General features: G+C 57.0%; 23 protein-coding genes. 13 read left to right on the forward strand and 10 right to left on the reverse strand.

Annotated elements, in window-relative coordinates; all coding sequences use genetic code 11:
- Nucleotides 1-13: 13 nt before the first annotated feature.
- A complete protein-coding gene (mutS, locus tag ACWPM9_RS18645; RefSeq protein WP_484757679.1) occupies nucleotides 14-2,665 on the reverse strand; it encodes a DNA mismatch repair protein MutS in 2,652 nt (883 codons plus the stop codon).
- Nucleotides 2,666-2,862: 197 nt separating this feature from the next.
- Between mutS and ACWPM9_RS18650 the strand changes: the two genes are divergently transcribed.
- Nucleotides 2,863-5,148 carry an NADP-dependent malic enzyme gene (locus ACWPM9_RS18650; RefSeq protein WP_484757680.1) on the forward strand — a complete coding sequence of 762 codons (2,286 nt, stop codon included), beginning with the start codon at nucleotides 2,863-2,865 and terminating at the stop codon, nucleotides 5,146-5,148.
- Nucleotides 5,149-5,169: 21 nt separating this feature from the next.
- Here the strand turns inward: ACWPM9_RS18650 and ACWPM9_RS18655 are convergent, their stop codons facing one another.
- Nucleotides 5,170-6,108 (reverse strand): LysR substrate-binding domain-containing protein, encoded by a 939-nt coding sequence (locus ACWPM9_RS18655; protein ID WP_484756106.1) that lies wholly within the window; start codon nucleotides 6,106-6,108, stop codon nucleotides 5,170-5,172.
- A gap of 97 nt (nucleotides 6,109-6,205) precedes the next feature.
- Between ACWPM9_RS18655 and ACWPM9_RS18660 the strand changes: the two genes are divergently transcribed.
- The gene (locus ACWPM9_RS18660) at nucleotides 6,206-6,385 is read left to right on the forward strand and encodes a hypothetical protein (RefSeq protein ID WP_484756107.1); all 180 of its coding nucleotides are present in this window, start codon (nucleotides 6,206-6,208) and stop codon (nucleotides 6,383-6,385) included.
- On the opposite strand, the gene olsB is transcribed toward ACWPM9_RS18660, so the two are convergent.
- The 6 genes from olsB to ACWPM9_RS18690 all read right to left on the reverse strand — a co-directional run bounded on the left by olsB (nucleotide 6,386) and on the right by ACWPM9_RS18690 (nucleotide 10,690).
- Entirely contained in the window at nucleotides 6,386-7,252 is an 867-nt protein-coding gene (olsB, locus tag ACWPM9_RS18665) for a l-ornithine N(alpha)-acyltransferase (RefSeq protein ID WP_484757681.1), read from the reverse strand.
- A gap of 125 nt (nucleotides 7,253-7,377) precedes the next feature.
- The gene (gene lspA, locus ACWPM9_RS18670) at nucleotides 7,378-7,872 is read right to left on the reverse strand and encodes a signal peptidase II (RefSeq protein ID WP_428186138.1); all 495 of its coding nucleotides are present in this window, start codon (nucleotides 7,870-7,872) and stop codon (nucleotides 7,378-7,380) included.
- Nucleotides 7,872-8,732 (reverse strand): TrmH family RNA methyltransferase, encoded by an 861-nt coding sequence (locus tag ACWPM9_RS18675; protein WP_484756108.1) that lies wholly within the window; start codon nucleotides 8,730-8,732, stop codon nucleotides 7,872-7,874. The genes lspA and ACWPM9_RS18675 overlap by 1 nt, the downstream gene beginning before the upstream one ends.
- The gene (locus ACWPM9_RS18680; RefSeq protein ID WP_484756109.1) at nucleotides 8,729-9,826 is read right to left on the reverse strand and encodes an RsmD family RNA methyltransferase; all 1,098 of its coding nucleotides are present in this window, start codon (nucleotides 9,824-9,826) and stop codon (nucleotides 8,729-8,731) included. The genes ACWPM9_RS18675 and ACWPM9_RS18680 overlap by 4 nt, the downstream gene beginning before the upstream one ends.
- Before the next feature lie 110 nt (nucleotides 9,827-9,936).
- Nucleotides 9,937-10,281 carry a DUF1049 domain-containing protein gene (locus tag ACWPM9_RS18685; protein WP_428186141.1) on the reverse strand — a complete coding sequence of 115 codons (345 nt, stop codon included), beginning with the start codon at nucleotides 10,279-10,281 and terminating at the stop codon, nucleotides 9,937-9,939.
- Nucleotides 10,282-10,390: 109 nt separating this feature from the next.
- Nucleotides 10,391-10,690 (reverse strand): integration host factor subunit beta, encoded by a 300-nt coding sequence (locus tag ACWPM9_RS18690; protein ID WP_484757682.1) that lies wholly within the window; start codon nucleotides 10,688-10,690, stop codon nucleotides 10,391-10,393.
- Nucleotides 10,691-11,023: 333 nt separating this feature from the next.
- On the opposite strand from ACWPM9_RS18690, the gene lptC reads away from it, so the two are divergent.
- From lptC to ptsN, 6 genes are all read left to right on the forward strand, one after another.
- Complete coding sequence (gene lptC, locus ACWPM9_RS18695; protein WP_484756110.1) at nucleotides 11,024-11,689, forward strand: LPS export ABC transporter periplasmic protein LptC; 666 nt, start codon at nucleotides 11,024-11,026, stop codon at nucleotides 11,687-11,689.
- Nucleotides 11,690-11,703: 14 nt separating this feature from the next.
- Nucleotides 11,704-12,261, forward strand: a complete 558-nt coding sequence (locus ACWPM9_RS18700; protein ID WP_484756111.1) for an LptA/OstA family protein — start codon at nucleotides 11,704-11,706, stop codon at nucleotides 12,259-12,261.
- A 38-nt stretch (nucleotides 12,262-12,299) separates the two neighbouring features.
- Nucleotides 12,300-13,088 (forward strand): LPS export ABC transporter ATP-binding protein, encoded by a 789-nt coding sequence (lptB, locus tag ACWPM9_RS18705; protein ID WP_484757683.1) that lies wholly within the window; start codon nucleotides 12,300-12,302, stop codon nucleotides 13,086-13,088.
- Nucleotides 13,089-13,240: 152 nt separating this feature from the next.
- The gene (gene rpoN / locus ACWPM9_RS18710; protein WP_428186143.1) at nucleotides 13,241-14,788 is read left to right on the forward strand and encodes an RNA polymerase factor sigma-54; all 1,548 of its coding nucleotides are present in this window, start codon (nucleotides 13,241-13,243) and stop codon (nucleotides 14,786-14,788) included.
- A gap of 228 nt (nucleotides 14,789-15,016) precedes the next feature.
- On the forward strand, nucleotides 15,017-15,595 hold the full coding sequence (gene hpf, locus ACWPM9_RS18715; protein WP_428186144.1) for a ribosome hibernation-promoting factor, HPF/YfiA family: 579 nt from the start codon (nucleotides 15,017-15,019) through the stop codon (nucleotides 15,593-15,595).
- Nucleotides 15,596-15,663: 68 nt separating this feature from the next.
- The gene (gene ptsN / locus ACWPM9_RS18720) at nucleotides 15,664-16,128 is read left to right on the forward strand and encodes a PTS IIA-like nitrogen regulatory protein PtsN (RefSeq protein ID WP_428186145.1); all 465 of its coding nucleotides are present in this window, start codon (nucleotides 15,664-15,666) and stop codon (nucleotides 16,126-16,128) included.
- 60 nt (nucleotides 16,129-16,188) lie between these two features.
- On the opposite strand, the gene grpE is transcribed toward ptsN, so the two are convergent.
- Nucleotides 16,189-16,818, reverse strand: a complete 630-nt coding sequence (gene grpE / locus ACWPM9_RS18725; RefSeq protein ID WP_428186146.1) for a nucleotide exchange factor GrpE — start codon at nucleotides 16,816-16,818, stop codon at nucleotides 16,189-16,191.
- A 103-nt stretch (nucleotides 16,819-16,921) separates the two neighbouring features.
- Complete coding sequence (gene hrcA / locus ACWPM9_RS18730) at nucleotides 16,922-18,010, reverse strand: heat-inducible transcriptional repressor HrcA (protein WP_428186147.1); 1,089 nt, start codon at nucleotides 18,008-18,010, stop codon at nucleotides 16,922-16,924.
- Between the two features lie 156 nt (nucleotides 18,011-18,166).
- Here hrcA and rph point away from each other — a divergent pair, with 156 nt between their 5' ends.
- The 5 genes from rph to ACWPM9_RS18755 are packed head-to-tail and all read left to right on the forward strand — an operon-like array spanning nucleotide 18,167 to nucleotide 21,913.
- On the forward strand, nucleotides 18,167-18,883 hold the full coding sequence (rph, locus tag ACWPM9_RS18735; protein WP_428186148.1) for a ribonuclease PH: 717 nt from the start codon (nucleotides 18,167-18,169) through the stop codon (nucleotides 18,881-18,883).
- Nucleotides 18,884-18,900: 17 nt separating this feature from the next.
- Nucleotides 18,901-19,323 (forward strand): VOC family protein, encoded by a 423-nt coding sequence (locus ACWPM9_RS18740; protein ID WP_484756112.1) that lies wholly within the window; start codon nucleotides 18,901-18,903, stop codon nucleotides 19,321-19,323.
- 2 nt (nucleotides 19,324-19,325) lie between these two features.
- Nucleotides 19,326-19,970, forward strand: coding sequence for an RdgB/HAM1 family non-canonical purine NTP pyrophosphatase (rdgB, locus tag ACWPM9_RS18745; protein WP_484756113.1), 645 nt, complete (start codon nucleotides 19,326-19,328; stop codon nucleotides 19,968-19,970).
- A gap of 5 nt (nucleotides 19,971-19,975) precedes the next feature.
- Nucleotides 19,976-21,157 (forward strand): radical SAM family heme chaperone HemW, encoded by a 1,182-nt coding sequence (gene hemW / locus ACWPM9_RS18750; protein ID WP_484756114.1) that lies wholly within the window; start codon nucleotides 19,976-19,978, stop codon nucleotides 21,155-21,157.
- A gap of 18 nt (nucleotides 21,158-21,175) precedes the next feature.
- Complete coding sequence (locus ACWPM9_RS18755; protein ID WP_484756115.1) at nucleotides 21,176-21,913, forward strand: class I SAM-dependent methyltransferase; 738 nt, start codon at nucleotides 21,176-21,178, stop codon at nucleotides 21,911-21,913.
- The last annotated feature ends 43 nt before the right edge of the window (nucleotides 21,914-21,956 follow it).

Raw genomic sequence — 21,956 nt, forward strand, 5'->3', positions numbered from 1 at the left:
GACATAATACTGCTCAAGGCTTGCCAAGTTGTTTCTTGAGGTCATAAAGCGCGTCCATCGCTTCGCGCGGTGTCATATCGTCGAGTGACAGAGCCTTCAAAGCTTCCTCTACTTTCGATGGGCCCGAAGATTTTGATTCTTCCCGTCGCACCGCCACCTGGAACAGCGGGAGATCGTCAATCAACTGGCTTGCCGGGTTCTTGCGATCGGCATCTTCCAGCATGGTCAAGACATCACGCGCACGGCCGACCACAGAGGCCGGTAGGCCGGCTAGCCGGGCGACCTGAATGCCATAGGACCGGTCGGCGGCGCCCGGGCCTACCTCATGCAGGAAGACGACATCGCCCTGCCACTCCTTAACCCGCATTGTGACATTCGAAAGGCGATCGAGCTTTTCCGACAGGGCTGTCAGCTCGTGAAAATGCGTGGCAAAAAGCGAGCGGCAGCGATTGATCTCGTGCAGGTGTTCGACCGCCGCCCAGGCAATGGAGAGGCCGTCGAATGTTGCCGTACCGCGCCCGATTTCATCGAGAATAACCAGCGACCGATCGCCGGCCTGGTTCAAGATGGCGGCTGTCTCAACCATCTCGACCATGAACGTCGAGCGTCCGCGTGCCAGATCATCCGATGCCCCAACACGTGAAAACAGACGGTCGACAATGCCTATCGTTGCCGATCCAGCCGGGACGAAAGACCCCATCTGCGCCATGATGGCTATCAGCGCATTCTGACGGAGAAATGTCGACTTACCGCCCATATTCGGACCGGTTAGCATCCAGATGGCGCCGTGACTGCCTCCGTCATTCGGAGACAAATCGCAATTGTTGGCGATAAAAGGCCCAGCCGATTGCCGCCGCAGCGCCTGCTCGACAACCGGGTGGCGCCCGCCGATGATCGCAAACATACGGCTGTCATCGACCAGAGGACGGCAATAGCCCTGCTCTTCGGCCAAGGCTGCAAGGCTGCTGGCAACATCGACCGCAGCCAATGCGCGGGCGGCACGCTTGATGCTTTCGGCAGCAGCAACCACCTTCGCCGTCATGTCTTCAAAGGCTGCGAGTTCGATGGCAATGGCCTGCCCGGCTGCATTGGCGATACGGGTTTCGAGATCTGCGAGTTCCGGTGTGGTGAAACGCATGGCGTTGGCCATGGTCTGGCGGTGGATGAAGCGCGCTTTCGCATCGCCTTCCGTGAGCGGACCGGAATTGCCAGCGGTCACCTCGATGAAATAGCCCAGCATGTTGTTATGCTTGATCTTCAGCGACTTGATGCCGGTTTCCTCGGCATATTGCAGTTGCAAACCGGCAATCACGCGGCGCGACTGGTCGCGGAGCGCGCGCACCTCATCCAGTTCAGCATTGGCTCCTTCGCGCAAGAAGCCCCCGTCGCGCTTCAACAGCGGCAATTCGTCGGAAAGCTTTTCTGCAAGCGCCTGTTCCAACTCAATCGGCATTGCCTTCAGTCCATCGAGTGCGCCCGCCAGTTCTGCCGGCAGGGCTGCATGTTCTGTCAGCATTGTGGCAACGTCACGCGCCGTGATGAACCCTTGGAGGAGCGCGCCGAGGTCTCGCGGGCCACCGCGATCCAGAGCCAGGCGCGAAAGCGCACGTGGCATATCCGGGACGCGTTTTAAAAGATCGCGCAGACGGTCGGCGAGCGATGGCTCTGTCAACAGGAAGGCAATCGAATCCTGTCTTGCGGCAATCTCTTCAATGTCCGTCAGAGGCGACATGAGGCGCTCGGCCAGCAGGCGAGCGCCGCCACCGGTCACCGTCCGGTCTATGGCCTTCAACAGCGAGCCGTTACGGTCTCCTGACAACGTTTTGACGAGTTCGAGATTGGCGCGGGTTGCCGGGTCGATAAACATCGTCGACGATGAACTTTGCCGCTCCGGCTGCCCGAGTGGCGGACGTTCGGAAATCTGGGTCTTCTCGACATAGGCGATTGCAGCAGACGCGGCCGCAAGTTCAACACGTGAAAACTGACCAAAGCCTTCCAGTGTCGCGACGCCAAAATAGCGCGCTATACGCCCTTCGGAACTGGCGCTGTCGAACAACACCGCCGGCTGGGGAACAGCTACTCGTCCCAGCACATCCATGGCGGGCCTGAGGTCCGGATCATGGAACAGGCTTTCCGCCAAGATGAGTTCGCTCGGCTCGATCCGCATAATGTCGGCAAGCAGCCGTTCCTCATCGGTTTCAGCAAGACGGAACACGCCCGTGGAAATATCGATCCAGGCAAGCGCCATCTGCGATCCGCTTGCACCTCGAATGCGCGCCAAGGCCATCAGATAATTGGATTGCCCAGGTGATAGCAGCTTTTCTTCGGTGAGCGTACCGGGCGTTACAAGACGCACGACATCGCGACGAACGACCGATTTGGACCCCCGTTTCTTGGCCTCTGCCGGATCTTCTACCTGCTCGCAGACAGCAACGCGAAAACCCAGAGAGATCAACCTTTGCAGATAGTCATCGGCCGCATGCACCGGCACGCCGCACATTGGGATATCCTGCCCCATATGCTGCCCACGTTTGGTGAGCGTTATGCCGAGCGCACGAGAAGCATCGACCGCATCCTGAAAGAACAGCTCGTAGAAGTCGCCCATGCGATAAAACAGCATGCTATCCGGATTGGCGGCCTTGATCTCGATATATTGCTCCATCATCGGAGTAGCCGAGGCACGGCTCTCTTCTGTGGCAAGCGCGGCTGTGTTTAAAACACCTGTGTCGAGTGGATTGCTGAAAGTCACGGCTGCAGATTTCTTTTGAGAAAAAGTCGTGCCACACTAACGGCCTTGCGCGATTAAAAACAACAGCAGGGATGGCCACGAAGAGGGCTGCCCACAACAAGCTTCGAGGGAACATGCCAGGAACCGACAAGGCCAAAAAGGCCCGCACATCCGTGACCGAACAGGAAGCGCTTGATTTTCACTCTCAGGGGCGTCCAGGAAAGCTGGAAATCACGCCGACCAAACCCATGGCGACGCAGCGAGATCTGTCACTGGCCTATTCCCCGGGTGTTGCCGTGCCAGTCAAGGCAATCGCTGCCGATCCCAGCACCGCTTACGACTACACGACGCGCGGCAATATGGTTGCCGTCATTTCCAACGGAACTGCGATCCTTGGCCTTGGCAATCTTGGAGCTCTTGCGTCGAAGCCGGTTATGGAAGGCAAATCGGTGTTGTTCAAGCGCTTTGCCGATGTCGATTCGATCGATCTTGAGGTCGACACGCAAGATGTCGACGCGTTCATCAATTCCGTGCGTTATCTCGGCCCCTCCTTCGGCGGCATCAATCTGGAAGACATCAAGGCGCCTGACTGCTTCATCATCGAGCAGCGGCTACGCGAACTCATGGACATTCCTGTTTTCCATGATGATCAGCATGGCACAGCCATCATTGCCGCTGCAGGCCTTATCAATGCGCTGGCGCTGACGGGACGCGACTTCAAGACGACAAAGCTTGTCTGCAATGGCGCTGGCGCTGCTGCCATTGCCTGTATCGAACTGATCAAGAGCATGGGCTTTACCCCGGCCAATATCACACTTTGCGACACCAAAGGCGTGATCTATCAAGGTCGCCAGGACGGCATGAACCAGTGGAAGTCGGCTCATGCGAGCAAGACCGATGACCGGACGCTGATGGAAGCGATGAAGGATGCGGATGTCGCCTTCGGGCTTTCACAGAAAGGCGCCTATACCGCCGAGATGATCCGCTCTATGGCGCCCAATCCGATCATTTTCGCCATGGCAAACCCCGATCCGGAAATCACGCCGGAAGAAGTGGCCGAGATCCGCGAAGACGCGATCATGGCGACGGGGCGGTCGGACTATCCTAACCAGGTCAACAACGTGCTGGGCTTTCCCTATATCTTTCGGGGTGCGCTCGATGTTCGCGCGTCGGAAATCAATGAGGCCATGAAAATTGCCGCAGCCCAGGCGCTAGCCGATCTCGCCCGTGAGGACGTGCCCGACGATGTGGCAGCTGCCTATCAGGGCAACCGGCCGCGCTTCGGCCCGCAATATATCATTCCAGTCCCCTTCGATCCGAGGCTCATTTCCGCGATACCGGTTGCCGTTGCAAGGGCTGCGATGGAAAGCGGTGTGGCAGGCAAGGCAATCGAGGATCTCGATGCCTATGCCCGCGAGCTATCCGCCCGTCGCGACCCGATCGCTGCCACCACCCAACAGCTTTACGAGCATGTGAAACGGGACCCGAAACGTGTCGTCTTCGCAGAGGGCGAAGAAGAGCAGGTGATGCGGGCAGCGATTTCCTTTGCCTCGCAGGGGCTTGGAACGGCCATCCTGCTTGGACGCGACGAGCCGCTCAAAGCGACCGCAGAGCGCGCCGGTATCGATCTCAACCGGCCGGGCATCGAACTGGTCAATGCGCGCATTTCCAATCGGGTCGACGCCTATACGGAATATCTATATTCCCGGCTTCAGCGTAAAGGCTTCCTCCACCGCGATTGCCAGCGTCTGATCAATACGGACCGCAATCATTTTGCCAGCTGCATGGTGGCTCTTGGCGACGCCGATGCAATGGTGACCGGTACAACGCGTAATTATTCGACCGCACTGGAAGACGTTCGCCGCTGCATTGATCCGCTACCTGGCCACCGTGTGATCGGCGTTTCGCTGGCGCTCACGCGCGGTCGGACAGTGCTGGTGGCGGATACCGCTGTGCATGACATGCCGACAGCCGAGGAGCTTGCCGATATTGCCGAGGAGGCGTCCGGCATGGCACGCCGCATGGGGTATGAACCACGCGTTGCCCTGCTTGCCTATTCGACCTTCGGTCACCCCACTGGCGAGCGTTCGGAACGGCTGCGCGAAGCCGTCAAGATCCTCGACAGTCGCAATGTGGATTTCGAATACGATGGCGAAATGGGGGCCGATGTGGCGCTCAATGGGCACCGGATGGAACAATATCCATTCTGCCGTCTGTCGGGCACGGCCAATGTGCTGGTCATGCCGGCCATCCATTCTGCCTCGATCTCAACCAAGATGCTGCAGGAACTCGGTGGCTCGACCGTCATCGGTCCGATCCTGGTTGGACTAGAGAAATCGGTGCAGATCGCCCAATACGGTGCAAAGGATACCGATATCGTCAACATGGCAACGATTGCGGCCTATAACGCGCGCAGTTAAACGACACATTTACGCTGAAGCTCAAAGCTGCGCGCCGGGATCTATTCCTTGCTTTCGCACGAAGGCTTGCAGCGCTGCCATATCTGTGTCGAGCGCATGGCGCAGCCAGGCTTGAAAGGCGTCCAGTTTTGGCGACTTTTTGGCACCCTTTGCCGTGACAAGATGGTGGCCATTGCCGGTGGCGACAAAGGGGCCGAATGGGACTACGAGTTGTCCGGTCTGGATCGCGTGAGATGCCAGCGTCTGCCATGCCAGCATGACACCTTGTCCCGCAATGGTCGCATCCAGGCAGAGCGAGGCTTCGTTGTAGACGTGGCCTGCCTGCACCTTCCGACCGCCAAGCCCCACGCGTGACAGCCAGACATCCCAACTGAACATGGACTGGCCATCGATCACCGCAGGAAGGGTCAAAAGGTCCGATGGCTTGCGAAGTCCGGCTGCAATCGACGGCGCACAGACGGGAAAGATCTCCTGAGCCAACAGCAGCGAGGAATCCACACCCGGCCACTCTCCCTTGCCGACCCTGATGCAGAGATCGACATCGCCGGCTGCCGGATCGACAATCTTACTGGTCGCATCGAGGCGCAAACGGATATTCGGATAGATTTCAGCAAATTCGCCGATACGGAAGACCAACCAGCGCGCCGCAAATACGGGTGCCACGGAGATTGTAAGCACTTCATCGCGATCGCTGCGCACGCTTTCCACGGCCTGTGACAGCGCCCCAAAAGCAGGCGTTAGCTGCGATAACAATTCCCGACCGGCAGCGCTTACGACCATGCCCTTGGGCTCGCGAGTGAAGATCTGGCGACCGAGCTGCTTTTCACATTTGATCACCTGCTGGCTGATCGCGCCGATTGTCACGCCCAGTTCATCGGCAGCTGCTTGCAGCGAACCCAAACGGCCCACCGCTTCCAACGCCCGTAAGCCATTCAGATGAACGAGATTGAGGTTTTTCATATAGCTTTTCTAAAGCGGGATGCTGAAAAGCTCAATTGAATCTCTACCGCGTGAGAGGGATTATCAAACGGCGAAATGAGGTAATTGGCCGGCGACAATGCTCACGTTTCTCTGCAATATCATACAGGGCATCCTGCAATGCAGATATCAGGATACCGAACCAGAACGTCATGAGCGGGACATTCTCGCCCATCCAGCAATTTCGCGCATGAGCGAACGGGAAATTGGCGATCTTCCAATGCCCCGTTTTGGCGGCACGCAAACCGATAGAGGTTAATCAGCTCGCGAAACGACCCGCATCAGCGCCATAATAATTCAGGTAGCGATCAGAGATGCTTGTGATCGGCAAAATGATCATGACGTCCGTTGTATTGAAGGCGTGATCGACCACAGCGCCAGTGCTGACCATTGCGCCGAGGCGCATATAGCCTTTGATCAGAGGAGGCAGGGCACTCATTGCCTTGCGCGCGCTGATCGCCTCAACCGGCATCAAATCCATGTTGCGAAACAATTCAGGCCGCGCCTCGACTGCCCACTCGTCACGCGCACGCAGGTTGTGATGCAGGAACGACAGGGCCAGCGCATGCTCTTCGGGCTGTGTTCCATGAAATGAGGCGCAGCCAAAAAGAGCGCTTATGCCGTGCTTCAAGGCATAAGCCCAATTGCCCTGCCATAGCAGTTCGACAGTGCGCTTCGTGCGGTAATTGGGGAGCACACAGGAGCGCCCAAGTTCCATGAAACGCTGATCCGGGTGGCGCCTCAGCAGAGGTTCTATATCGAATTCGGAGGCGGAATAGAAACCGCCATTGCGCTCGGCAACATCCTGCCGCAGCAGTCGATAGGTGCCGACAATCTGATCTTCCGGATCACCGTCAATCGAGCGGTCCAGAACCAGCAAATGCTCGCAGATCTCATCCCAAGCGTCTACATCGCGCTTGCGCCGCATGGCTTCGGGCGCGACCTTGGCATTCATTTCCTCGATGAATACGCGGTAGCGAACGGCTTGGGCGGCATCGATCTCGCGATCCGTGCGTGCCAGACGTGTTTCGAGATTGCCAATACGTCCAAGCACATCCGAGGTTGGACTGGGAATGGCAACTGCCGAGCGGTCATCGGCTGCTGCGGATGAAGGGCGGTTCAGCATTTCAAGCGTCATATCGATTCGTCCCGACCTATGAGTCATGTTGGATAAACCATGGATCTGCGACACTATCGTGACAGACTTCGTCACGCTCTCTTGTGATCCCCGACGGTTATCGAGGACTAAAACTATGTCTTTTCGCCACTCGATTTCTTGAACAAAACCTCGTCCGCGATCACAAAAATTGCGCCAACGGTAATCAGGCTGTCAGCCAGATTGAAGACAGCGAAAGACCATGTTTGCGTATAGAAAAGGATGTAGTCGACGACATGACCATAGACCAAACGGTCGATGATATTACCAAGGGCGCCGGCAATGATCATAGCAAAGCCCAGATGAGCAAAGTGGTGTTCCGGGCCCGAGCGGCGCCACATCGAGATAACAAAGATAACGATTACCACCCGCAAGCCGACAATCAGCCAGCCATCCAGGCCAGACAGAAGCGAGAATGCCACGCCCAGATTGTGGGTGCGGTACAGCCCCAGCATCGGCATGACCGGGACAAGCTCATGCATCGGCAGATACCATTCCACCAGCAATTTCGCGATCTGATCGAGAGCCAGTGCGAAGGCAATAAAAATCAGCGCCGGTCCTATGCGCGAAAAAATGGCAGGGCGCACCATCAGCTCTTCCCGTCCAGCGATAGGATATGACGTCTGGCTTCAAACAGCATGACACCCGTTGCAACGGCCAGATTGAGGGAATCGGCACGACCCGCCTGGGGAATACGCGCGAGCGCATCGGCTTCTCGTGCCAGCTCTTCGGGAAGCCCTGACTGTTCGTTGCCCATCAAAAGCACGACCGGCTTTTCGCGGTAGTCGATCGTGCGATAGTCCACCGCACCTGCCAAATGGGTCGCAACAATCTTTGCGCCCGAGCCTTTTTTCCAGCGAAGAAAATCCTCTGCGGACGTCCTCACCAGAGGAAGTGCAAAGACCGATCCCATGGTAGCGCGGACCGTCTCCATCGAAAATGGATCCGTGCATTCACCAACGAGAATGACGCCGGAGGCACCTGACGCATCCGCAGTGCGAATAATGGTGCCTAGGTTGCCGGGATCACGGACGCGGTCAAGTGCGACCCAAGTCTCAGTTTTTTGTGGCCGAACAGTCCCGAGGGGCGACCACCTTTGTTCAAAAACACCCGCGACCATTTGCGGATTGTCGCGACGCGTCATGGAAGACATGACCTTGTCGCTCACTTCAAGCACGAGCCCGCCGGCTGCTACCGTCCGCGCCGCTGTCTTCTCGACCAGAGGCTTACCTTTGCCGGCCTTGGAATAGACCAGCGTGCGGATCGTCCAGCCCAGATCCAGCGCATCAATCACCAGCTTCAATCCTTCGGCCAAAAACGATCCGCTCTCATCGCGATGTCTTTTCTGCGCCAGTAGTTTGATGTCCTTGATGACCGGATTGGCAAGGCTGGTAATCTCCTTCACCTGGCCTACACGGCGCGGCCCGCCTTTTTCTCTGAAGTCATTCATTTGGGAACCCATCGGCTGAAGAGGGAGGTCGACAGCACCCTGCCCGGAGTCTTGCCGTCAAGTCCGGTTTCGCGGATGACCAGTTCACCGGATTCCACTGCGCCGCGCTTGCCGCGCATGGTTTCGCGCATGAGTTCATGGATCGAGTAGAAGCTGGCGCGGATCGAATAGGCGGTCAGGACCAGACCGGCTGCATTTGGAGAGAGAATTTCCCGACATATATCCAGCATTGCGGGAAGATGCTCAAACAGGTGCCAGACTTCGCCATTGGGACCGCGCCCGAACTTTGGCGGATCGGTCAGGATGATATCGTAGCGGTTGCCGCGACGTTCCTCACGCTGGATAAACTTCATCGCATCTTCGCAAATCCAGCGAATCGGTGCCTTGTCGAGGCGGCTGAGTTGCTGGTTCTCGCGCGCCCAGCCGATTGCCTTCTTGGAGGCATCCACGTGGGTCACTTCTGCGCCAGCAGATGCTGCGACAAGCGAGGCGACGCCGGTATAGCCGAACAGGTTCAGCACCTTGGTCGGCTGCTTGCGTGCCTCGATCGTCTGCTTGAGCCACGTCCAATGGGCAATCTGTTCGGGAAATACGCCGACGTGGCGAAAGCTGGTAAACCGCCCGAGAAAATCGATATCGAGAAGGGACAGCGGCCAGGTCTCGCCCAGGGCTTCGCGCGGGAAGCGCCAGCGTCCCATGCCATCTTCTTCGGTGTCGCCGGTAAAGATTGCATCGGCTGCGTCCCAGACATGGGCAGGTAGCGCCCTTGGCCAAAGAGCCTGCGCCTCGGGACGGACAATCCGGTATGGCCCGTATTGTTCGAGCTTCAGGCCATCACCGCTGTCAATCAGATGAAAGTCGCCGGCGGCCACGGATTCCAGAATCAGCGGAACACGCTCAGCAGGTCGCTCGCCTGCGCGAATCTCCAGCTTGCGCTGCTCTTGCGGTGCAGTTGGTTCGGCCGGGCGCTGTTTTTGGGGCGCAGATGCATGCGACGCCTTCGGAGGCCCCTCCCCGCGCTCAACCGAACGATCCTTGCGCGCCGCGGGACGCGACGTCGATTTCGGCGCGTGACGCGTTTTATTGTTCTTCAATGTCCTGATCCGCTTATCGCTATCTTCGCTCGGCGAAGGGACTAGCACTCCACCGCCGTCGCGAAAAGGCACTTTCCGCTGGCAATCATGACTTCAGCGACAGCGTGAGCCTATTTCGCGCCAAGTTGCGGCAGAGTTTGGCCTGCAATTTCTTCGGCACGGTTCTTCTGCTTGTCTGCCTCGGAGCGCCAGCGCACGGCCGCAAGCTTCTCGTTGCGGGCGCGCTTGCGATATTTGCTTTGCGCAAACCACGTGGCGAGAGACCCGATGACCATGCCGAATATGAGAGCCAGAAAAATGAAAACGAAGAATGGCGCACTGAGCGACAAAAGGCTGTCTTCGGGCCTGAACGGATTAAGCGCGAGCCTGACTTCCTGCCGATTGGCCACTGAAAGCACGATGAGCACGATGCCGAGCGGCACAAAAATCACCAGATTTACGATTTTTCTAATCATGCCATCTCCTCGGCGGTAGCCAGACACCCTTATGGGATGATCGACAAACTTTGGCGAAACGATGAACAACCGCAGCCGAAACTACGGAATTGCTCCTGAGGGGTTGGCCCTATTCGTCTTCGTCCTTCATCCCTGGGTTCAGGCGTTCGCGCAATTCCTTGCCGGTCTTGAAAAAGGGAACCCATTTTTCTTCCACAAAAACGGATTCACCCGTGCGCGGGTTCCGACCGGATCGCGAAGGTCGGTTCTTCACTGAAAAGGCCCCAAAGCCGCGCAACTCGACCCTGTTGCCAGCTGCCAAAGCGTCTGTGATCTCGTCAAGAACCGCATTAACGATGTTTTCGACATCGCGATGATAGAGGTGCGGATTGTGCGCGGCGACGATCTGCACCAGTTCTGATTTGATCACGGTTGCCCCCTGAACAACTTTAAAAAACGAAGACAAGGTGCCAAACCCGATCAGCACCGTCAAGAAACAACTTCCATTCCAAAGGCTTCGCCTCTGTTCCAAGCATTACATAGCCCGCCTTGGAGCAGATGCGCTACTGCCAGTGATCACTTTATCTGAAATTGGCGCAAATCCTCGCTGCAGCGGGCCTGGAAGTGCGCCAACTCTTGCAAAAATCAACACAATTTCCATATTGGCAAGCTATAGCAATCATGCGAAACGTCCTGCCGCGCGCCGCGGCGACCTTTTACGAGCCCCAGCATGTTGCAGTTCTTAAGATACAGGCCCGATTGAATGCTAAACAGGGTTGCCGACAACGATGGAATTGCCGCCCGATCCGTCGGGCGCAGCGCCTATGCGTCCGCATTGCGCCATTCCGTGCGCGTCCGGCGGCTGAAAGTCCTGCTTCCCATCGCCGCAACCCTGATTTCCCTTGCCTTTATCGCCGTCTCGGTGGTGCGCACCTATTTGCCGGAGAATTTGAATATCGATTCCGCGCGGATCGAAAACGGCAAGATCGTCATGGAAAAACCCGCTATTTCCGGTCGCAACAAGGACGGCATCAGCTATTCCATGCGCGCAGAGCGTGCCCTGCAGGACATCAAGAACCCAAACATCATTACCCTTGAGGACATTGCTGCTGCTGTACCGGTGAATGACAAGGTCACAGCACGGGTAGTGGCCACAAGCGGCATATTCGACAGGACGGCGGATCGTCTCGATATGGAAGAGCCGTTCACATTGACACTGAGCAACGGGTTGGTAGCGGACTTCCAATCGGCCCATCTTGATATTCCGGGTGGCAATATGGACACCAGCGACCCCGTGTCCATCAAGGCGAATGAGGCCTCCATTGTTGCGGACTCACTAAAGATAACCGATAAAGGGCGCACCATTACCTTCGCGGGCCATGTGAAGGTCAACATAGAGCCGTCAACCATTCGCCAGCAGGGCAATTGAAAGCCAGGTCAAAGATGAGCCTCCATCACCAAGCATTTGTTCGTTTCAGCAGCGCTATGATCGCGGCGGCTCTGGCGGCGTCCACTATGACAATGCCGGTCATGGCACAAACGACCAACATGGAGGGCATGAAGCTTTCCAATGACCAGCCAATCCAGATCGAGAGCGATGAACTTCAGTTTCGCGAGCAAGACAAGCAAGCCATCTTCACCGGCAATGTGAAGGTGGTTCAGGGATCGACTATGCTGCGCGCCGGTCGAATGATCGTTCATTACAAGGGTGAAGGCGCGTCCGTGACCGCGGGTAATGCCGATATTGAAAAGATCGATGTGTCCGACACGGTCTTCCTATCGTCCGGCGCACAGCAGGCGACGGCAGAGACCGGAAACTTCAATCTTGAGTCCCAGGTCTTCGTGCTCCAGGGAGATCGCGTTGTTCTATCTGAAGGTCAAAACGTCTTCGTGGGCTGCAAGCTCACTGTTAAAATGACCAATGGTGAGGCTAAACTGGAAAGCTGCGGTGGCCGCGTTCAGATCCAGCTGGATCCCAAATCCCAGCAAAAAAAGAAGTAAAGCCGGTATCGCCTGTGAAAATCCCAAAAGTCTCCAAACTGTTCGGCGCTGGTCGCGCCAAGCGACAAGACCCTGCCCAGCCGAAACTCGACAAAGAGCGGTATGAGGGCACCCTGATCGCGCATGGTCTGACGAAGAGCTATAACGCTCGTCGCGTGGTCAACGGGGTCTCGCTCGTCGTGAGACGCGGGGAGGCCGTCGGCCTGCTCGGCCCCAATGGCGCTGGCAAGACGACCTGTTTTTATATGATCACCGGTCTCGTTCCGGTTGACGAAGGCATGATCGCTATCGACGGCAATGACGTGACGGCCATGCCGATGTATCGGCGGGCGCGCCTGGGTGTCGGTTATCTGCCACAGGAAGCCTCTATTTTTCGCGGATTGAGTGTGGAGGACAATATTCGCGCCGTTCTGGAGGTTCACGACAAGAACAAGGCGAGCCGTGAAAACAAGCTCGACGAGCTTCTTGATGAATTTCACATCGAAAAATTGCGCAAATCTCCGGCAGTTGCCCTTTCAGGTGGCGAAAGACGACGCTTGGAAATTGCCCGTGCGTTGGCCACCAATCCGACATTCATGTTGCTTGACGAGCCCTTCGCAGGTGTCGATCCGATATCGGTATCCGACATTCAGAATCTGGTGCGGCACCTGACCGCACGCGGCATTGGCGTCCTCATAACCGACCATAACGTGCGGGAAACACTGGGCCTTATTGATCGCGCCTATATTATCCACGCTGGCGAAGTTTTGACTCACGGTCGCGCTGATGACATTGTCAATAACGCGGATGTGCGCAGACTTTACCTCGGCGACAAGTTCAGCCTGTAAAGCCTGAGACCCAAGAAAGTCTCGCTTTCGCCACAAGCAAGCTTGACCAAACCCCATAAAAAAGCAATTTTTGGGCCAGTTGGACTTTTCTGGCACGGCGGAGGTGCTGGAAACGCCAAAAAAGGGGATTGCAGGGGAGTATAGCGTCCGCCATGGCCTTATCCGCCAACCTTTTCTTGCGCCAGAGCCAATCTCTGGTCATGACGCCGCAGCTGATGCAGTCGATACAGCTGCTGCAAATGACCCATCTCGAGCTCACGCATTTCATCTCCCAGGAAATTGAAAAGAACCCTCTTCTTGAACTCGTGCCAGATGATGACGACTTCATCGGCGAGCCGCATCGCAGTTCCGATGACGCTGCCTCCGATACAGGCGTTGGCGAGGGAACAGAGGGCGAAGGCGGGCAGCTTGCCAGCGACTGGTATGAACCCGGCCAGGATAACACGCTCTCGGAGCGCCTCGACACGAATTTCGATACCTCGTTTGCCGATGAGGGCGGGGCCACCTCGGCGGACACGCCTGAGCTTCTGGGGCAATGGAAGTCCATCCACGGCAGTGCTGCCCCGGGAGGAGACGCCTATGATCTCGACGATTTCGTCGCGGGACGCGTAAGCCTTCAAGATCATCTCAAAGAACAGATTCCCTTTGCAGTGCATGGCGCCGGCGATCGGCTTCTCGCAATGGCGCTGCTCGATCAAATAGATGACACTGGATATCTGAGCGGTGATTTCCGCGAAATCGCCGAGCGTTTCGGCACGGGTGTCGAGCATGTCGAAAATATTCTGTTTCAGCTCCAAAGCCTCGATCCGCCAGGCGTCTTCGCACGCTCTCTCAGCGAGTGCCTCGCCATACAGCTTAGGCTTCGCGATCGGCTTGATCCCGCGATGGCAGTGCTCATCGACAATCTGGAGCTTTTGGCGAAGCGCGACTTTGCCACTCTGAAGAAACTGTGCCGTGTGGATGAGGAAGACCTCATCGACATGCTGGCAGAGATTCGAAAACTCAATCCGAAGCCGGGCAATTGCTTCGAACCCGCTATCAGTGAATCTGTCGTTCCCGACATCATTATTCGCCCAAACAGCGGCGGACAGTGGGTGGTTGAGCTTAATCCAGATGTTCTGCCACGCGTTCTCGTCAACCAGAACTACCTGACCGTGGTCGCAAGAAAGAGCGAATCCGATCAGAGCTTCTTGTCCGAGTGCCTGCAAAACGCCAATTGGCTGACGCGCAGTCTGGACCAGCGCGCCAAGACAATTGCGAAAGTGGCAGCGGAAATCGTACGGCAACAGGATGCCTTTCTCCGCCACGGCGTGGAGCATCTTCGCCCGCTCAATCTGAAGGCGGTTGCCGATGCCATCAAGATGCATGAATCGACCGTGAGCCGTGTAACCTCCAACAAATACATGCTCACGCCCCGTGGGCTGTTTGAACTGAAGTATTTCTTCAGCGTCTCGATTGCATCCGCGGAAGGTGGCGAGACGCATTCCGCCGAATCCGTGCGCCATCGCATACGCGCTTTGATTGCCCAAGAGACCGCAGAAGACGTTCTGTCTGATGACGACATTGTTCACAGCCTCAAGCGGGACGGTGTGGATCTCGCGCGCCGGACCGTGGCAAAATATCGGGAGGCAATGAACATCCCCTCTTCCGTTCAACGCAGACGTGAAAAGCGCGCCCTGTCTAAAGTCTCCGCGGGCTGACACCTGACGTCTCCGTGATCAGAAAAGAACCCGCCAACCGTTGACTCTCATCATTTCAGTCGATAGAAGCCCGCCGCGATTGGTCGACATTTTAAACGCAGTGGCGTCGATGTCCAACTTATGCCGATGGTCAGAGACGTGACCAAGATTGATGCTCGAAACGCTTGGATGAGAGCGAGGCTTGACGTAAACTGATACCCGCAAATCACGATAATGAAGGGAAACCCCATGAGTGTGCGTGTATCCGGAAAACATATGGAAATCGGCGATTCCTTCCGCCTACGGATCGAGGAACACATCGAAGAAGCGATCGGCAAATATTTTGACGGTGGCTATTCAAGCCAGGCAACGGTGAGCAAGCTTTCGCAAGCACGATTTTCTGCGGATTGCCTTGTCCATCTCGATACAGGGGTGAACCTGCATGCCGCCGGCGAGGCGAACGATCCGCAAGTCGCATTCGACATTGCGGCCGAACGGATCGAGAAACGGCTGAGGCGCTACAAACGCAAGCTGAAAGACCACCACGCCGCGGAACACGTGAATGGCGAGATCGCGGTCGCCTATACCGTCATGGACGCGATGTCGGAAGACGACGAGGAAGTGCCTGAAGACTTCGCGCCGACCATCGTCGCAGAAAGCACAAAACAACTTCGCACCATGTCCGTGGCTACGGCCGTCATGGCTCTCGATATGACGGATGAGCCAGTCTTGCTGTTTCGCAGCCCGGGCAAGGATGAACTAAACATCGTCTACCGTCGCAATGACGGCAATATTGGCTGGATCGATTCCACCAGTATCAAAAGCTGAGACAGCGTGGGTCGGCAGGTTACTGCCGACCCACCTTCGCTCATTTCGGCGGAATGAAGGATTTAAATATGGCGTTGGCAGATTTGCTGCAACAAGATGCGGTCATTCCAGCCCTCAGGGCGAACTCCAAGAAACAACTTCTCCAGGAACTGGCAGCCAAGGCGTCGAAAGTCACATCCATTCCCGAGCGGGAAATCTTCGATGTCATCTTGCAGCGAGAGCGTCTCGGATCGACCGGCGTTGGTAACGGTATCGCCATTCCGCATGGGAAGCTGACCAGTATCAATCAGATTGTGGGCGTGTTTGCCCGACTTGAAACACCTGTCGATTTTGAAGCGCTGGACGACCAGCCCGTCGATCTGGTGTTTTTGCTGCTGGCGCCTGAAGGCGCCGGCGCCGATCATCTCAAGGCTTTGTCGCGTATCGCGCGCGTTCTTCGGGATAGCGAGCTCGTGGCGAAATTGCGTGCGACCGATTCCGCAACAGCAATCTACACATTCCTCAACGAGGAACATGCCTCGAACGCCGCCTGAAAAGGCGGCGCAAGGATCATTTCAATTTCTGCGAATTGCTGAAGAAATGGACGCCTGATGTCAGGCGTCTTTTTCGTTGACTGGTGCTGTGCCGGGCTCTGTTCCCTCGGCCTTCTGGCCACCCTTTGCCACACCGACCATGGCAGGGCGAAGGACGCGATCGCCGATCGAATATCCAGACTGGACGACCTGAACGACGGTATTGTTCGGGACATCAGCGTTCGGCACTTCAAACATCGCCTGATGGAAGTTCGGATCGAATTTCTGACCTTCTGGTTCGATCTTCTTAACGCCATGACGCTCAAGAGAAGAGAGCATCGCGCGCTCGGTCATTTCGACCCCTTCGATCAGTGCGGTCAAACCCGCTTCTGCAGCGGAACGCGCCTCTTCCGGGATCGCATCAAGTGCACGGCGCAGATTGTCCGACACCGACAGCATATCGCGGGCAAAGTTGGTGACGGCGTATGCCTTGGCATCCTTGACGTCGCGCTCGGTGCGACGGCGAAGATTATCCATCTCGGCGGCCAGACGCAGGAAGCGGTCGCGCAGCTCCGCATTCTCCGCCTTCACGGCCTCCATAGGATCGGGCTCGCCAGCATCTGCTTCGTCTGCAACCTGATCGATGGACACGACGTTTTCGTCTTCTGTGGCCGTTGCGTCAGGTCCGTTCTTATTGGTCTCGTCGGTCATGACGTTCTCCGGAATTTGTGATTGGAATTTCGTGCCCGATATCAGCGTTTGTCGCGGAAAAATCAAGGCTTCAGCCAAAAGAAGCGGCTGACTCCGCGTATGGCTATAGCGGATTACGCGAAAGCCGCGCCATTAGCTGGGCGGTATAGTCAACCATCGGCACAATGCGCGAGTAGTTCAGCCGTGTCGGACCAATCACTCCGACCGCACCAATGATGCGATCCTCTCCATCCCGGAATGGTGCCACAATGAGTGACGATCCCGACAAGGAGAAAAGCTTGTTTTCCGAGCCAATGAATATTCGGACCCCCGGGCCAGTTTCGGCCAGGTTCAAGATCTCGATCAGGCTTTCCTTACGCTCGAGATCATCGAAAAGGAGGCGCAAGCGATCAATATCTTCCTCTCCAGCGAGACCTTCCAGAAGATTGGCCCGTCCGCGGACGATGAGACGGGTCGGCTTGTCGTTTTCCTTGCCACCCGACCAGACAGCGAGCCCGCGCTCAACAAGGTCCTGGGATAAGATGTCCAACTCGCCTGAGACCTGCTGCTTCAGCTTCACCAATTGGCCACGGAGTTCACCCAGCGTCTGACCGGCCAAATGGGCATTGAGAAAATTCGCAGCCTCGGTCAATTGCGAGGTGGTGATCCCTGCCGGCAATTCGATGATACGATTTTCGACCTGATTGTGCTCACCCACCAGAACGCAAAGCGCCTTGGTCGGCTCCAGCCGGATAAACTCGACATGTTTCAGTACGGCGTCATTCTTGGACGAGATCACGAGCCCTGCGCCACGCGACAGCCCTGACAGCATCAGGCTTGCCTCGCTCAGCAGGTTTTCCATCGACGCGTCCGGACCGACCGGACGGATCTGCCTGTCGATGCTTCCACGTTCTTCATCGGAGAGATTTCCGACCTGCATGAAGGCATCGACGAAAAACCGCAGTCCGGTTTGCGTTGGGAGCCTGCCAGCACTGATATGAGGCGAATAGATGAGGCCTAGCTCTTCGAGATCGCTCATCACGTTGCGAACAGATGCCGGCGATAGCGACATGGGCAAGATGCGGGAAAGGTTGCGAGATCCCAGCGGCTCCCCGGACTCCAGATAGCTTTCGACAATGCGACGGAACACTTCGCGCGACCTATCGTCAAGGTTAGAGCCGAACTCCATCTGCATGGTCGTTGATAAATCCATATTGCCTTCCGGACGCCTTCGATATCGTCCTGACAAAATATAGTCACTCCCGCTCCAATCACCAACGGGAATCTGACTTCTTCTCTTTTGCCGCTTTTCCTTTGCAAATCGGCACTGCCATCCGTAGAAGACCGTAGATCGCGAAAGGAAGTCGGTATGCGTCCATCAGGCAGAAAAACAGATCAAATGCGGGCAGTTTCGTTTGAGCGAAACTTTTCCAAACACGCCGAGGGCTCATGCCTGGTGAAGTTCGGTGACACCCATGTGCTGTGCACCGCAAGCCTTGAAGAAAAGACGCCACCTTGGCTGCGCAATAGCGGCAAGGGCTGGGTCACGGCAGAATACGGCATGCTCCCCCGCGCCACCGGTGACCGGATGAGGCGCGAAGCAGCTGCCGGCAAGCAAGGCGGTCGCACACAGGAAATCCAGCGCCTTATCGGTCGTTCGTTACGTGCGGTCGTTGATCTGGAAGCGCTTGGCGAACGCCAGATCACGCTTGACTGCGATGTGATACAGGCGGATGGCGGCACGCGCACTGCATCGATCACCGGCGCCTGGATTGCCCTTCACGATTGCCTGAAGTGGATGGAAACCCGCAACATGATCAAGCTTGAGCGGGTCCTTAAGGACCATGTTGCAGCGATCTCGTGCGGTATCTTTGCCCAGCAGGCGGTGATCGACCTTGACTACCTGGAGGACTCGGCTGCCGAAACAGACGCAAACTTCGTGATGACAGGCGCAGGCTCCATCGTTGAAGTTCAGGGCACGGCAGAAGGCGCTCCCTTCTCCGAAGAAGAATTTCTGACACTGATGCGCCTTGCCAAGTCCGGCGTCGCCGATTTGGTGGCCATGCAGAAGCAGTCTATCGGCTAAGGCTCAAAGGAAACGGCATGACTTCGCTCACGGAAGGCATCTTGGAAACGGCGCTTTATGCCGATGATCTGGATGCCGCCGAGCATTTTTACGGTTCGGTGATCGGTCTGGAAACGGTAACACGGGTAAAAGACCGGCACGTGTTCTTTCGCTGCGGTGCCGGCATCCTGCTGGTGTTCAACCCGGAGGCGACTTCTGTGCCTTCACCGACCGGCAAGCTGCCGGTTCCGACCCACGGCACCCGTGGCCCGGGACATGCCTGCTTTCGAGTGCGTGGTGACAAGCTGGATGCCATGGTTGATCGCCTGACGCAGGCCGGAATCGAAATAGAGGCCGATTTCAACTGGCCCAACGGTGCCCGCTCCATCTATTTCCGCGATCCCGCGGGCAATAGTCTTGAATGTGCCGAGCCCCGCCTGTGGGGCATCGAACAGGATTAGAAATGCGCAAACTCGAAACCAAGACGATCGTTGTTGCAAGCCACAATGCCGGAAAAATTGCGGAAATCGCCGACTTGATTGGTCCATTCGGCTTTTCCGCAAAGTCGGCTGCAGAATTGCAGTTTGCGGAGCCCGAAGAGACAGGCACGACATTCGAAGAAAATGCCGCGATCAAAGCGCAGGCTTCCGCGCAGGCATCCGGTCTTCCCGCACTCTCGGACGATTCAGGGCTGGTGGTCGACGCACTCGACGGCAACCCTGGTGTCTACACAGCCAACTGGGCGGAACTGGAAGACGGCACACGCGACTTTGACATGGCGATGCAGAAGGTCGAAACGGCACTCGCAGAGCGCGGCGCGACACAGCCGCAACAGCGCACAGCACGGTTCGTGAGCGTGCTGTGCCTTGCCTGGCCGGACGGCCACACCGAGTTTTTCCGTGGCGAAGTGGAGGGCACGGTTGTATGGCCCCCACGGGGGAAAAAGGGTTTCGGTTATGATCCTGTTTTCCAGCCGCAAGGCTATGACACGACATTCGGCGAGATGTCCGCAGAAGAAAAGCATGGCTGGAAACCGGGCGATCCGGAAGCGTTGTCACATCGCGCACGCGCCTTCAAATTGTTCGTCGAACACTGCCTGGAGGCCTGATTTTTATGGTCGAGCCCACGGCGCTCATCCTGCCTGATACCGGCGAACCCGGTTTCGGTATCTATGTGCACTGGCCCTTCTGCGCGGCCAAATGCCCTTATTGCGATTTCAACAGCCATGTGCGCCATCAGCCTGTTGATCAGGCACGGTTTGCGGCTGCCTTTCTGACAGAAATGAAGTGGCTTCGCGCCATCAGTGGTCCAAGGACGGTGACAAGCGTTTTTGTCGGTGGCGGCACGCCGTCGCTCATGGATCCGGCAACCATCGAGACGATCCTGAATGGGATCGCCCGGCATTGGCATGTACCGCAAGGCATCGAGATCACCATGGAGGCAAACCCCTCCAGTGTCGAGGCGGAGCGCTTTCGAGGCTATCGATCAGCCGGGGTCAACCGGGTTTCTCTTGGTGTTCAGGCTCTCAATGACAAGGACCTGAAATTTCTCGGCCGCCTGCACAATGTCGAGGATGCCCTGAAGGCTGTCGGCCTGGCACGCGATATCTTTCCGCGCATGTCCTTCGATCTGATCTATGCAAGGCCCGGACAGACGATTGCAGCGTGGCAAGCGGAGCTCAAACAAGCGATCTCCTACGCGGTCGATCACCTATCGCTTTATCAACTGACAATCGAAGAAGGCACACCCTTCTATGGCCTCTACAAGGCAGGCAAGCTGTTGACGCTTGATGACGACCAGGCCGCGGACCTCTATGAAGCCACGCAGGATTTCACCTGCGAGCAGGGCATGCCTGCCTATGAGGTATCCAACCATGCGCGCCCGGGTGCCGAGAGCCGGCATAACCTGACCTATTGGCGCTATGGTGATTACGCCGGTATCGGTCCCGGCGCTCATGGACGGCTAACGCGCGGCCGCCAGAAACTGGCAACCGTCATGGAACGGCATCCCGAACGCTGGGTTGAACTGGTCGAACGTCAGGGTCACGGGATCATCGAAGAAGAGCATCTCGAAAATGATGCGCAGGCCGATGAATTGCTGCTGATGGGACTGAGATTACGCGAGGGTGTGGATCTGGCGCGATGGCAGATGTTGTCCGGTCGTTCCCCCGATCCTGTGCGGGAACAGAACCTGCTGGATTACGGTTATCTCGAGCGTCTGGGAAATTCCCGCCTGCGCTGTACGCCAGCCGGTATGCTGATACTTGATGCAGTGGTGGCAGACCTCGCCTGCTGATGCCATGGAGCGCAGACAATGCCTATTGATGATGCCTTTTCTCGTCACGACATGGCGGTGCTCTACGACAGCTTCAACCGATCCGGTGCAGACAGCGAGTTCTATCTGGGGCTGGTTGACGCACCGTCACGGATCCTCGATCTGGGCTGCGGGACCGGCGCGCTTGCAATCGAATATGCGCAGCGCGGCCATCAGGTGACAGGTCTTGAACCTGGTGCCGGAATGCTCAGCGTAGCACTTGGCAAGCAAGGTTCAGGCAGCGTGCGCTGGGTGGCCGGAGACGCCAGGGAATTCGATCTTTCCCGACGCTTCGATCTGATCGTGATGACGGGCCATGTCTTCCAGGTGTTTTTGGACGATGATGAGACCCACAGGGTGCTTGCCAATGCACGCCGACATCTGGCAGCCGGCGGACGTCTGGTTTTTGAAAGCCGCAACCCCTTGCATCGTGCTTGGGAGAGCTGGACCGAAAATCAGACCCTTACTTCGGCCGATGTACCCGGCATCGGCGATGTGGACGTCTATTATCAGACCACACGCACCTGGGACGAATTCGTCACCTTCGACGCTGTCTTTACACTCAAGTCGACCGGTGAGCGGCTAATCAGCGAGAGCACGTTGCGCTTTCCTGACCCGCAGACGATTGCGCAACTGCTCCACGACAGTGGATTTGGACAAATCGACTGGATCGGTGACTGGGACGGCTCGGCCTTCTCAGACGACAGCCCGGAAATCATAGTCATTGCCACCGCCTAGACGACGGCGACTTTACACCGCAGCGTAAAAGATAAATTCGCCA

Source organism: Agrobacterium sp. H141 (genome assembly GCF_057158725.1).

Bases quoted from the DNA above. Each gene is read 5' to 3' on its own strand.
- mutS (WP_484757679.1), bottom strand. From the start codon at position 2,665: ATGATGGAGCAATATATCGAGATCAAGGCCGCCAATCCGGATAGCATG.
- ACWPM9_RS18650 (WP_484757680.1), top strand. From the start codon at position 2,863: ATGCCAGGAACCGACAAGGCCAAAAAGGCCCGCACATCCGTGACCGAA.
- ACWPM9_RS18655 (WP_484756106.1), bottom strand. From the start codon at position 6,108: ATGAAAAACCTCAATCTCGTTCATCTGAATGGCTTACGGGCGTTGGAA.
- ACWPM9_RS18660 (WP_484756107.1), top strand. From the start codon at position 6,206: ATGCTCACGTTTCTCTGCAATATCATACAGGGCATCCTGCAATGCAGA.
- olsB (WP_484757681.1), bottom strand. From the start codon at position 7,252: ATGCTGAACCGCCCTTCATCCGCAGCAGCCGATGACCGCTCGGCAGTT.
- lspA (WP_428186138.1), bottom strand. From the start codon at position 7,872: ATGGTGCGCCCTGCCATTTTTTCGCGCATAGGACCGGCGCTGATTTTT.
- ACWPM9_RS18675 (WP_484756108.1), bottom strand. From the start codon at position 8,732: ATGAATGACTTCAGAGAAAAAGGCGGGCCGCGCCGTGTAGGCCAGGTG.
- ACWPM9_RS18685 (WP_428186141.1), bottom strand. From the start codon at position 10,281: ATGATTAGAAAAATCGTAAATCTGGTGATTTTTGTGCCGCTCGGCATC.
- lptC (WP_484756110.1), top strand. From the start codon at position 11,024: ATGCTAAACAGGGTTGCCGACAACGATGGAATTGCCGCCCGATCCGTC.
- ACWPM9_RS18700 (WP_484756111.1), top strand. From the start codon at position 11,704: ATGAGCCTCCATCACCAAGCATTTGTTCGTTTCAGCAGCGCTATGATC.
- rpoN (WP_428186143.1), top strand. From the start codon at position 13,241: ATGGCCTTATCCGCCAACCTTTTCTTGCGCCAGAGCCAATCTCTGGTC.
- hpf (WP_428186144.1), top strand. From the start codon at position 15,017: ATGAGTGTGCGTGTATCCGGAAAACATATGGAAATCGGCGATTCCTTC.
- ptsN (WP_428186145.1), top strand. From the start codon at position 15,664: ATGGCGTTGGCAGATTTGCTGCAACAAGATGCGGTCATTCCAGCCCTC.
- grpE (WP_428186146.1), bottom strand. From the start codon at position 16,818: ATGACCGACGAGACCAATAAGAACGGACCTGACGCAACGGCCACAGAA.
- hrcA (WP_428186147.1), bottom strand. From the start codon at position 18,010: ATGGATTTATCAACGACCATGCAGATGGAGTTCGGCTCTAACCTTGAC.
- rph (WP_428186148.1), top strand. From the start codon at position 18,167: ATGCGTCCATCAGGCAGAAAAACAGATCAAATGCGGGCAGTTTCGTTT.
- ACWPM9_RS18740 (WP_484756112.1), top strand. From the start codon at position 18,901: ATGACTTCGCTCACGGAAGGCATCTTGGAAACGGCGCTTTATGCCGAT.
- rdgB (WP_484756113.1), top strand. From the start codon at position 19,326: ATGCGCAAACTCGAAACCAAGACGATCGTTGTTGCAAGCCACAATGCC.
- hemW (WP_484756114.1), top strand. From the start codon at position 19,976: ATGGTCGAGCCCACGGCGCTCATCCTGCCTGATACCGGCGAACCCGGT.
- ACWPM9_RS18755 (WP_484756115.1), top strand. From the start codon at position 21,176: ATGCCTATTGATGATGCCTTTTCTCGTCACGACATGGCGGTGCTCTAC.